Source organism: Lacimonas salitolerans, assembly GCF_042677865.1.
GTDB lineage: Bacteria > Pseudomonadota > Alphaproteobacteria > Rhodobacterales > Rhodobacteraceae > Lutimaribacter > Lutimaribacter salitolerans.
Genome location: NZ_JBHUDD010000040.1, coordinates 20,365 through 29,163, shown reverse-complemented (window position 1 = coordinate 29,163; position 8,799 = coordinate 20,365). Strand labels below are relative to the sequence as shown.

General features: G+C 63.7%; 12 protein-coding genes. 7 read left to right on the top strand and 5 right to left on the bottom strand.

From position 1 onward, the window contains the following. The first annotated feature begins 249 nt into the window (after positions 1–249). From ACFTOW_RS05425 to ACFTOW_RS05400, 6 genes are all read left to right on the top strand, one after another. Positions 250–735 (top strand): VOC family protein, encoded by a 486-nt coding sequence (locus ACFTOW_RS05425; protein ID WP_379913856.1) that lies wholly within the window; start codon positions 250–252, stop codon positions 733–735. 95 nt (positions 736–830) lie between these two features. Next, entirely contained in the window at positions 831–1,706 is an 876-nt protein-coding gene (locus ACFTOW_RS05420) for a TIGR01459 family HAD-type hydrolase (protein WP_379913854.1), read from the top strand. A 99-nt stretch (positions 1,707–1,805) separates the two neighbouring features. After that, positions 1,806–2,249 carry a MaoC family dehydratase gene (locus tag ACFTOW_RS05415; RefSeq protein WP_379913852.1) on the top strand — a complete coding sequence of 148 codons (444 nt, stop codon included), beginning with the start codon at positions 1,806–1,808 and terminating at the stop codon, positions 2,247–2,249. A gap of 54 nt (positions 2,250–2,303) precedes the next feature. Continuing rightward, the gene (locus ACFTOW_RS05410; protein WP_379913850.1) at positions 2,304–3,242 is read left to right on the top strand and encodes a bifunctional riboflavin kinase/FAD synthetase; all 939 of its coding nucleotides are present in this window, start codon (positions 2,304–2,306) and stop codon (positions 3,240–3,242) included. Next, positions 3,239–3,691, top strand: coding sequence for a YcgN family cysteine cluster protein (locus ACFTOW_RS05405; RefSeq protein ID WP_379913848.1), 453 nt, complete (start codon positions 3,239–3,241; stop codon positions 3,689–3,691). The genes ACFTOW_RS05410 and ACFTOW_RS05405 overlap by 4 nt, the downstream gene beginning before the upstream one ends. Beyond that, complete coding sequence (locus ACFTOW_RS05400; RefSeq protein ID WP_379913846.1) at positions 3,691–4,737, top strand: threonine aldolase family protein; 1,047 nt, start codon at positions 3,691–3,693, stop codon at positions 4,735–4,737. The genes ACFTOW_RS05405 and ACFTOW_RS05400 overlap by 1 nt, the downstream gene beginning before the upstream one ends. A 92-nt stretch (positions 4,738–4,829) precedes the next feature. On the opposite strand, the gene ACFTOW_RS05395 is transcribed toward ACFTOW_RS05400, so the two are convergent. Together ACFTOW_RS05395 and ACFTOW_RS05390 are read right to left on the bottom strand one after the other, a co-directional pair. Continuing rightward, complete coding sequence (locus ACFTOW_RS05395; RefSeq protein WP_379913844.1) at positions 4,830–5,666, bottom strand: alpha/beta fold hydrolase; 837 nt, start codon at positions 5,664–5,666, stop codon at positions 4,830–4,832. After that, positions 5,666–6,265, bottom strand: a complete 600-nt coding sequence (locus ACFTOW_RS05390; RefSeq protein ID WP_379913842.1) for a 2-hydroxychromene-2-carboxylate isomerase — start codon at positions 6,263–6,265, stop codon at positions 5,666–5,668. The genes ACFTOW_RS05395 and ACFTOW_RS05390 overlap by 1 nt, the downstream gene beginning before the upstream one ends. Positions 6,266–6,368: 103 nt before the next feature. Between ACFTOW_RS05390 and ACFTOW_RS05385 the strand changes: the two genes are divergently transcribed. Next, positions 6,369–7,379 (top strand): ribose-phosphate pyrophosphokinase, encoded by a 1,011-nt coding sequence (locus ACFTOW_RS05385; protein WP_379913840.1) that lies wholly within the window; start codon positions 6,369–6,371, stop codon positions 7,377–7,379. A gap of 21 nt (positions 7,380–7,400) precedes the next feature. On the opposite strand, the gene ACFTOW_RS05380 is transcribed toward ACFTOW_RS05385, so the two are convergent. The 3 genes from ACFTOW_RS05380 to ACFTOW_RS05370 all read right to left on the bottom strand — a co-directional run bounded on the left by ACFTOW_RS05380 (position 7,401) and on the right by ACFTOW_RS05370 (position 8,789). Beyond that, on the bottom strand, positions 7,401–7,817 hold the full coding sequence (locus ACFTOW_RS05380) for a DUF1801 domain-containing protein (protein ID WP_379913838.1): 417 nt from the start codon (positions 7,815–7,817) through the stop codon (positions 7,401–7,403). 72 nt (positions 7,818–7,889) lie between these two features. Beyond that, entirely contained in the window at positions 7,890–8,240 is a 351-nt protein-coding gene (locus ACFTOW_RS05375; RefSeq protein ID WP_379913836.1) for an H-type lectin domain-containing protein, read from the bottom strand. 117 nt (positions 8,241–8,357) lie between these two features. Further along, positions 8,358–8,789, bottom strand: coding sequence for a F0F1 ATP synthase subunit epsilon (locus ACFTOW_RS05370; protein ID WP_379913834.1), 432 nt, complete (start codon positions 8,787–8,789; stop codon positions 8,358–8,360). Positions 8,790–8,799 lie beyond the last annotated feature (10 nt).

The following is an 8,799-nucleotide window of genomic DNA, read 5'->3' as shown; positions in this document are numbered from 1 at the left end:
CCGATACAGTCATGACCCAACCCTCCCATTCCCTCGAATAGAGTTGAATCAGAGATCTCCAATATCCGCAACTGTAGTACTAGCCTTCATGGCGTCTCTCTTTTCGCAGGGCAGCTCCCGACCGGGGGGTGGCTTGCGCCGCTGGTCCGGGCGGGTGGCCGGCCTTGCGACCCTGCACAGTCCCGGTGCAGCCCCGCGCCTATCGCGCAGCACCCGCACGCGCTATCTTTCCGTCAAAGGAGAGTTGCCATGCCCCACACCGCCCATCCCGAAACCCGCGTCGGCCATGTCCATCTGCGGGTGGCCGATCTGTCCCGCGCCATCGCCTTTTACCGCGACGTGATGGGGTTTGCGCTGCAACAGCGCTATGGCGATCAGGCCGCGTTCCTCTCTGCGGGGGGCTATCACCACCACATCGGGCTGAACACGTGGGACAGCCGGGGCGGCACCCCGCCGCCGCCACATCACACCGGGCTTTTTCACGTGGCCTTCCTTTACCCCGATCGCGCCGCGCTGGCGGCAACTTATGCCAGCGTCCTGCGTGCCGGGGTCGAGATCGACGGGGCCGCCGATCACGGCGTGTCCGAGGCGATCTATTTCCGTGATCCCGACGGCAACGGGATCGAGATCTACCGCGACCGCCCGGAATCCGACTGGCCGCGCGACGCGCAGGGCGGGTTGAAAATGGTCAATGACCCGCTGGACCTGCCCGCGCTGCTGGCTCTAGCAGGCTGAATCTCGCCCGCCCGCTGTGGTCAATCCGTCATCCGCGATGCATACAGGATGTGCATAGTTTGTGCATGGAAATCACATCGCGAAAAAGGCCCGCCATGACCCGGATCATCGACCAGCTTGCCGACATCTCTGCCCCCTATGACGCGATGTTCGTCGACCTCTGGGGCTGCGTGCATGACGGCGTGCGCGCGATTCCGTCCGCTGTGTCGGCCTTGCAGGAGTATCGTCGCAAGGGGGGCATCGTGGTGCTGGTGACCAACTCGCCCAAGCCCCGAAAAGGTGTTCAGGACCAACTGCTTAGCTTTGGCGTGCCCGAGGATGCCTGGGACACGATCGCCACCAGCGGCGATTCCGCCCGCGCCGCCATGTTGCGCGGCATGGTGGGCGAGAAGGTCTGGTTCATGGGCGAGTGGGAGCGCGACGAGGGTTTTTTCGACCCCATGCATCTGATCGAAAATCCCGTTGATATTCAGATGGTTGAGATTGAGGACGCCGAAGGCATCGTCTGCTGCGGCCCGTTCGATCCCTTGGCCGATCCCGATGTGAACCGGCCCCAGTTCCTCTATGCCAAGCAGAAGGGCTTGAAACTGCTCTGCGCCAACCCCGACATCGTGGTTGACCGCGGGGACGTGCGCGAATGGTGCGCCGGCGCGCTTGCGCGGCTTTATACGGAAATGGGCGGCGAAAGCCTCTATTTCGGCAAACCCCACCCCCCCATCTACGACCTCGCCCGCCGCCGCCTGACCGAGCTGGGCCACGATATCCGCACCAACGCGATTCTGGCCGTAGGCGACGGCATCGCCACCGACATCCAGGGGGCCATGGGCGAGGATATCGATTCCCTGTTCATCACCGGCGGGCTGGCGCGCGAAGAAACAAAAACCACGCAGCAGCCCGACCAGTCTGCGCTAAGTGCTTTCCTGGACAAGGAAATGACCAACCCGACCTTTGCGATCGGTCAGTTGCGCTGACGCATTTAGAGCTTGATTTTCTGCGCCTGCAAAGCAATAAAGTTGCCAGACCGGGCGGCAAACCGTCCTAATATTACCCATTGATAGTCGGAGGGGCGAATGTTGGACAACCTGCCGCGCGGAACGATCACCATCGAGGAAATCGAGATGGGGATGGTGCGCCATCTGCGCAAAACCGTCACCGACGAAGATATCGAGATGTTCGCCAAGGTCTCGACCGACCACAACCCCGTGCATCTGGACGACGATTACGCCCGCGACACGATCTTCGAAGGCCGGATTGCCCACGGAATGCTGACCGCCGGTCTGATTTCGGCCGTGATCGGCGAGCAACTGCCCGGCCATGGCACCGTCTACATGGGTCAGTCGCTGAAATTCCTGGCCCCCGTGCGCCCCGGCGACACCGTTCTGGCCGAAGTCGAGGTGATCGGCATCGATCATGCCAAGCGCCGCGTGCAGCTTGAAACCCGCTGCATGGTGAATGGCAAGAAGGTGCTGATCGGCGAGGCCACGGTGCTGGCGCCCTCGGGCAAGTTCGACTGATTTCACCACCCTGCCCGCTTGCGCATGGGCGCGCGCGCAGCTAACCCTGCGCGCATGCGTATCATCCGCGATTATACCTTTGTGGCAGACCAGGACCGGGGCGCAAGCGTGGCCGTCGGCAACTTTGACGGCGTGCATCTGGGCCATCGCTCGGTCATCGACCTTGCGCGGCAGGCGGGCGCAGCCAGTGGCGCACCGCTGGGTGTGCTGACGTTCGAGCCACATCCGCGCCAGTACTTTGCCCCCGATGCCCCGCCCTTTCGCCTGATGGGCCGCGAGGCCCGGGCGCACCGGCTTGAAAAGCTGGGGGTCGAGCGGCTGTACGAGCTGAACTTCAACGCCAGCCTTGCCGGGCTGACGCCCGAGGAGTTTGCCCAAGACGTGATTCACAAGGGTCTTGGCCTGCGCCACGTCGTCGTGGGCGCGGATTTCTGTTTCGGCAAGGGTCGTGCGGGCAATGCCGCCGATCTGGAACGGTTCGGCCAGCAGATGGGTTTTGGCGTGACTATCGCCACCCTGCTGGCAGGCGACGCAGGCGAGGTGTCATCGACCGCGATACGCACCGCGCTGGCCGATGGCCGCCCGCGCGACGCCGCCGCCATGCTGGGCCATTGGCACCGCATCGAAGGGCCGGTTGTGGGCGGCGAACAGCGCGGGCGCGAGCTGGGCTATCCCACCGCAAACATGTCCATCGACACGCTGCACCCGCCCAAGTTCGGCGTTTACGCGGTGCTGGTCGATGTACTGGACGGCCCACACAAGGGCAGCTACCACGGCGCGGCCTCGATCGGGGTGCGGCCGATGTTCAACGGCGAACGGCCCAATCTGGAAACCTTCATCTTCGATTTCTCGGGCGATCTGTATGATGCGCACCTGTCGGTCGGGCTTGTCGAGTTCCTGCGCCCCGAGGCCAATTTTGACGGGCTTAACGCGCTGATCACCCAGATGGATGCCGATTGCGCCCGCGCCCGCGCCATCCTGACCGCGCTATGACAGACTTGCGCCCGCGCTTCTGGGAAACTGTCCCGCTGGAGCGGATGACCCGCGCCGAGTGGGAGGCGCTGTGCGACGGCTGCGGCAAATGCTGCATGAACAAGCTGGAGGACGAGGATACTGGTGAAGTCGCGCTGACGAACGTGGCCTGTCGGTTGTTCGACGATGCCACCTGCCGGTGCAGCCAGTATGATATCCGCCATCAGTTCGTGCCCGAGTGTATCGTGCTGAAACCGCAAAATATGGACCGCAACCTGTACTGGATGCCCGAAACCTGCGCCTACAAGCTGCTGTGGCAGGGCCGGTCGCTGTACTCGTGGCATCCGCTGATTTCAGGCGATCCCGACACGGTCCATCGCGCGGGCGTGTCGATGCAGGGCCGCACCGTGCCCGAGTTCGAGATAGACGATGACGACTGGGAAGATCACATAATCGAGGAGCCGACCTGATGTTCTTTGCCTCTGACAACGCAGGCCCCGCCCATCCGTCCGTGATGCAGGCGATGCTGGATGCCAACACCGGTTACGCCATGCCTTATGGCGCGGATGAAATCATGCAGGGCGTGCGCGCCCGCATCCGCGATCTGTTCGAAGCCCCGGATGCGGCGGTTTTTCTTGTGGCTACCGGCACGGCGGCCAACTCGCTGGCGCTGGCGACCATGTGCCAGCCGTGGCAGACCGTGTTGTGTTCGCCCGTCGCCCATATCCACGAGGATGAATGCAACGCGCCCGAGTTCTTCATGGGCGGGGCCAAGCTGACTCTGGTGGGCAACGGCGACAAGATGACCCCCGACGCCCTGCACACAGCCTATGAAGCCGAGGAAACCCGCGGCGTGCATGGGCCGCAACGCGGGCCGGTGTCGATCACGCAGGTCACGGAAAAGGGCCGCGTCTACAGTCTGGACGAGATTGCAGCACTGACACGGGTGGCGCGCGGTTTTGGCCAGCAGTCCCATCTGGACGGCGCGCGCTTTGCCAATGCGCTGGTCGCGCTCGACTGCACGCCGGCCGAGATGACCTGGAAAGCGGGCATCGACGCGGTCAGCTTTGGCGGCACAAAGAACGGCTGCCCGGGGGTCGAGGCGGTGATCCTGTTCAACCCCGACAAGGCGTGGGAGTTCGAACTGCGCCGCAAGCGGGGCGCGCATCTGTTCTCCAAGCATCGCTACCTGTCGGCGCAGATGGCCGCCTATCTGGCCGATGACACCTGGCTGACCTGCGCGCGCGCGGCCAACGCCAACTGTCGCCGGCTGGCAGATGGACTGGCGGATGTGCCCGGTGTGCAGATGCTGCACGACCCGCAGGCCAACATGATCTTTGCCGACATGCCCCGCGCCGCCCACAAGCGGCTTAAGGATGCCGGTGCTGCCTACTACGTGCTGTCGGGCGATGTGAACGCCGGTGACCCGGACGAGCCGCTGCCATGCCGTCTGGTCTGCGATTGGTCGATCCCGGCGGACCAGATCGACCGCTTCTTGCAACTGGCCAAGGGCTGATCCGGGCGGCCCGAGGCCCCAGCGCATCCGCGCCGGGGCCGAGACATGCTGTACGCGCCTTTGGCGCGCTCATTCGGATCACGGCAGGCAGATCACGGCAGGGCGGGCGGGTTTTCCGGCACCGTTTCCAGAAACCCGCGCACTTGTGCCGCCACTGGCTCGGGGTGGGTGATCGGCACCATATGCCCCGCGCCGTCGATCACCGCGCGTTCGGCCCGGCGCAGGCGTTTCATCAGCCCGTCATTGATCGCCGCGATGTATTGCGGCGATTGCGCCCCTTCGATCAGCAGCGTCGGCGTGCCCAACCGGTCCAGCCCGCCGCCCGACAGTATCCCGGCCCTGTCGCCATAGATCTGCGGCGCTCCCGCGTGGACCAGCGGGATACGACGGATCATCGCGGCGCGCTGCGCCTCGGGCAAATCCTGCCACCCGCGGCCATCGCCCCAGAAGCCGGTAAAGATGCGCGTGGCCTCTTCGGTATCGCCTGCCGCCATTGCGCGGTCAAACCCGCCCATCTCGGCCTCGTGCGCCTCGGTCAGTTCGGGGCGGTCGGCCATCGCCACGGCAAAGAACACCGGCTCGATCAGCACAAGGCTGCGCACCAGTTCGGGGCGTTCCACCGCGATGCGCAGGGCGATGGTGCCGCCGAAACTGTGGCCGATCAGGTCCATCGGCTGATCCGGGTCCAGAAAATCCAGCGCCATGCCCATCGCGACGCTCTGCAGATCGCCCTGCCCGTCCCAATCGGCACTGCGACCGTGACCGGGCAGATCGAACGCCACCATGTCCAGCATGTCATCCAGATCGCGCGCCATGCCCTGCCAGCCACCGGAATGCCCCAGCGAGCAATGCAGCAGCAGCGCCTGCCGCCGCCCCTGCCCCATTCGCAGCCAGTGGGTCTCGACGCCGCCGCGCCGGTCCACCGGCATTACAGGTCCCCCGCCAGATGCGCGTCCAGATCCTCCAGCCGGTCCTGCCCCCAGAACATCTGCTGTTGATCCGTGATGTAGAAGGGGGCGCCAAAGACACCGCGCCGCACCGCCTCTTCGAGGTTCGCGCCATAGGTCTCGGCCCCCGCCAGCAACCCCTTGTCCGCCAGCGTCGGATCAAAGCCCGCAGCAGACAGGCAATCGCGGATCACCTCATCCTGCGCGATGTCGCGCTCTTCGACCCAGACGGCGCGCAGGACGCCATGCACCAGCGCGCCCAGATCGCCACCGCCCGCCGATTGCGCCGCGATGATCGCATAGGACGAGGGGGCCGCATTGGTCGGGAAATGCGCAGGCCGAAAGTTCAGCGGCATACCGCGCTTTTTCGCCTGTCGCGGCAGTTCCTGCGCGCGATAGGCCGTGCGCGCCGGGTGACGTTGATCCACCGGCGTGCCTCCCGTGCGCGGAAAAGCCGCCAGCAGATCAAAGGGCTTGTAGGTGATGGGCGCGCCATGGCGCGCGGCGATCTGCTCCAGCCCGGTGCCCGCCAGATAGCAATAGGGCGACAGGGTGGAAAAATAGTAATCTATATGGGCCATTTGCGCGCTTCCCTGAATGCATAGGTTTGCCCGACCGTATTCAGATGCTAGGCAGTGTCAACGTCACGAATCTGTCATCCCGACACAGCTTTGGAACCCCATCATGCCCGCCATCACCGAACCCAAACTGATCTCAGGCAATGCCAACCTGTCGCTTGCCAAGGCCATCGCGCGGCGCATGTCGATGCACCGGGGCATGTCGCAAAAACTGGTGGATGCGCGTGTCGAGCGGTTCAACGATCAGGAAATCTTTGTCGAGGTGTATGAAAACGTCCGGGGCGAGGACATGTTCATCATCCAGCCCACCAGCAACCCGGCCAATGACAACCTGATGGAACTGCTGATCATGACCGATGCGCTGCGGCGCTCGTCGGCGGCGCGGATCACCGCCGTGATCCCCTATTTCGGCTATGCCCGTCAGGATCGCCGGTCAAAGGCACGCACGCCCATCTCGGCCAAGCTGGTAGCCAACATGATGGTCGAGGCGGGGATCGAGCGCGTGCTGACGATGGACCTGCACGCAGCGCAGATTCAGGGGTTCTTCGATATCCCCGTGGACAACCTGTATGCCTCGCCGATCTTTGCGCTGGATATCATCCACCAGTTGCGCGACCGGCTGGGCGACGTGATGGTGGTCAGCCCCGATGTCGGCGGCGTGGCACGGGCGCGCGAACTGGCCAAACGGATCAACGCGCCGCTGGCCATCGTCGACAAGCGCCGCGAAAAGCCGGGCGAAGTGGCGGAAATGACCGTGATCGGCGATGTCTCGGGCAAGGTCTGCATCATCGTTGACGACATGTGCGACACCGCCGGCACCCTGTGCAAGGCCGCCGAGGTGCTGATGGAACACGGCGCGACCGAGGTGCACAGCTATATCAGCCACGGTGTCCTGTCCGGCCCGGCGGTCGAGAGGATCACGAATTCCGTGATGAAATCGCTGGTGATCACGGATTCGATCGAGGCACCGGCGCCCGTGCGCAACGCCCCCAACATCCGCATCCTGCCCACCGCACCGATCTTTGCGCAGGCGATCCTGAACATCTGGAACGGCACCAGCGTTTCGTCGCTGTTCGACAACGAAACCCTGTCACCGATCTACGAAGGGATCCTGTAACGGGCAGGCCAATTGCGCGCCTTACTTCGTGTGACGCAGATGATAGGTCAGCGACGCGAGGATCAGCAGCCTCAGCTTGTCGTCGTCCATATCCGCGCGGTCCCGGAACAAGACCGCGCGGTTCCCGTCATAGGCAAAATCATCCGGAAACAGCGCGCGAAAGTCGCCAATGACGCTGGTCTGGCAATGTGCGAAAAGCGCGAACCCGCCGCCCTTGGGCTGGCCCAGACGCAGTGTCGTGCCAGTCTTCGTCTTGTGGGCACGATACGCGGGCTGGCCCCATTTCAACGTTTCCACGATGGGTCCAACCTCTGGCGTGGCAGCCGCCACATCCAGGATCAGGCCGCGCAGGTGCAGCAGGGGCGCACGAACCTCTGACGGGAAGCAGTCGTAAACCGCCGCAACCGCAGGATCACTGATTTCTGCCATGTCGGACATCATCACCCTCATCAGGCAAACTGTGCCACACCCCCATGGCACCGACCAGTCCGCAAAGATCGTGATGACGGGTCAATACAACTCCCAATCGTCATCATCGCTGACCTCGCCGATCGCCATCCAGGCGACGCGCACACGGGCAACCCTTGTGTCGCCCCAGGTGCGGAACACCAGGTCGAAATCCCTTTCGGTTATGTTCTCGGCACAGACATCGGCGCGCACGTTCTTGGCATGATCCACATCCCACATGCTGAGAGAACAATGCACCACGGGTGACGCGCGGAACCGGTCGCTGAACGCGATCTTTCTGCGTCTTTCACGCGGGCCATCGCCGGTCCACATGACGCCACCGTCCTGGTAATCCGAGAACAGCACATCGTCGCCCTGATCCACACCGATCCTGTGGGTCGCCAGTCTTTTCATTCTGTCATCACTTTCCTGCTCCCGGAAACGATAATGAGAGATTCCGGCAAAACTTTGGAGCGAAAAAGAAAAGGCCCCCGCAGTGTGCAGGGGCCTGACCTCGTCATTGTTCGGATGTCAGAGGTTGGGCGGCGAAATCCCGATATGACCGCCGACCGCCACCATGTCGGCCAGCAGCTTGGCGGCATCATCCACGGGCCCGGTGTCGTTCTGGAACGTGTCGCGCGCCTTGGCGTGGGCCTCGTGTGCGCTGCGGACCATGTCGTGATAGAGTTCTTCGGTCATGTCATCGACCGCCACCGCACGCTCGGCCAGGATGATGGTGCCCTCTGCGCCGATCTCGGCGAAACCGCCGGTCACGACATATTTGGCCTCACCGTCCGGCCCCTGAACGGTCAGAACGCCGGGACGCATGGTGGTGATCAGCGGCGCATGATCCTTCATCGCCGTCAGATCGCCCTCTGCGCCCGGTATCTGCACCGATGCCACCTGAAGCGAGGCAAGCCTGCGCTCCGGGCTGACAAGGTCGAATTGCATCGTATCTGCCATTGTTGGCTCT

Bases quoted from the DNA above. Each gene is read 5' to 3' on its own strand.
- ACFTOW_RS05425 (WP_379913856.1), top strand. From the start codon at position 250: ATGCCCCACACCGCCCATCCCGAAACCCGCGTCGGCCATGTCCATCTG.
- ACFTOW_RS05420 (WP_379913854.1), top strand. From the start codon at position 831: ATGACCCGGATCATCGACCAGCTTGCCGACATCTCTGCCCCCTATGAC.
- ACFTOW_RS05415 (WP_379913852.1), top strand. From the start codon at position 1,806: ATGTTGGACAACCTGCCGCGCGGAACGATCACCATCGAGGAAATCGAG.
- ACFTOW_RS05410 (WP_379913850.1), top strand. From the start codon at position 2,304: ATGCGTATCATCCGCGATTATACCTTTGTGGCAGACCAGGACCGGGGC.
- ACFTOW_RS05405 (WP_379913848.1), top strand. From the start codon at position 3,239: ATGACAGACTTGCGCCCGCGCTTCTGGGAAACTGTCCCGCTGGAGCGG.
- ACFTOW_RS05400 (WP_379913846.1), top strand. From the start codon at position 3,691: ATGTTCTTTGCCTCTGACAACGCAGGCCCCGCCCATCCGTCCGTGATG.
- ACFTOW_RS05395 (WP_379913844.1), bottom strand. From the start codon at position 5,666: ATGCCGGTGGACCGGCGCGGCGGCGTCGAGACCCACTGGCTGCGAATG.
- ACFTOW_RS05390 (WP_379913842.1), bottom strand. From the start codon at position 6,265: ATGGCCCATATAGATTACTATTTTTCCACCCTGTCGCCCTATTGCTAT.
- ACFTOW_RS05385 (WP_379913840.1), top strand. From the start codon at position 6,369: ATGCCCGCCATCACCGAACCCAAACTGATCTCAGGCAATGCCAACCTG.
- ACFTOW_RS05380 (WP_379913838.1), bottom strand. From the start codon at position 7,817: ATGTCCGACATGGCAGAAATCAGTGATCCTGCGGTTGCGGCGGTTTAC.
- ACFTOW_RS05375 (WP_379913836.1), bottom strand. From the start codon at position 8,240: ATGAAAAGACTGGCGACCCACAGGATCGGTGTGGATCAGGGCGACGAT.
- ACFTOW_RS05370 (WP_379913834.1), bottom strand. From the start codon at position 8,789: ATGGCAGATACGATGCAATTCGACCTTGTCAGCCCGGAGCGCAGGCTT.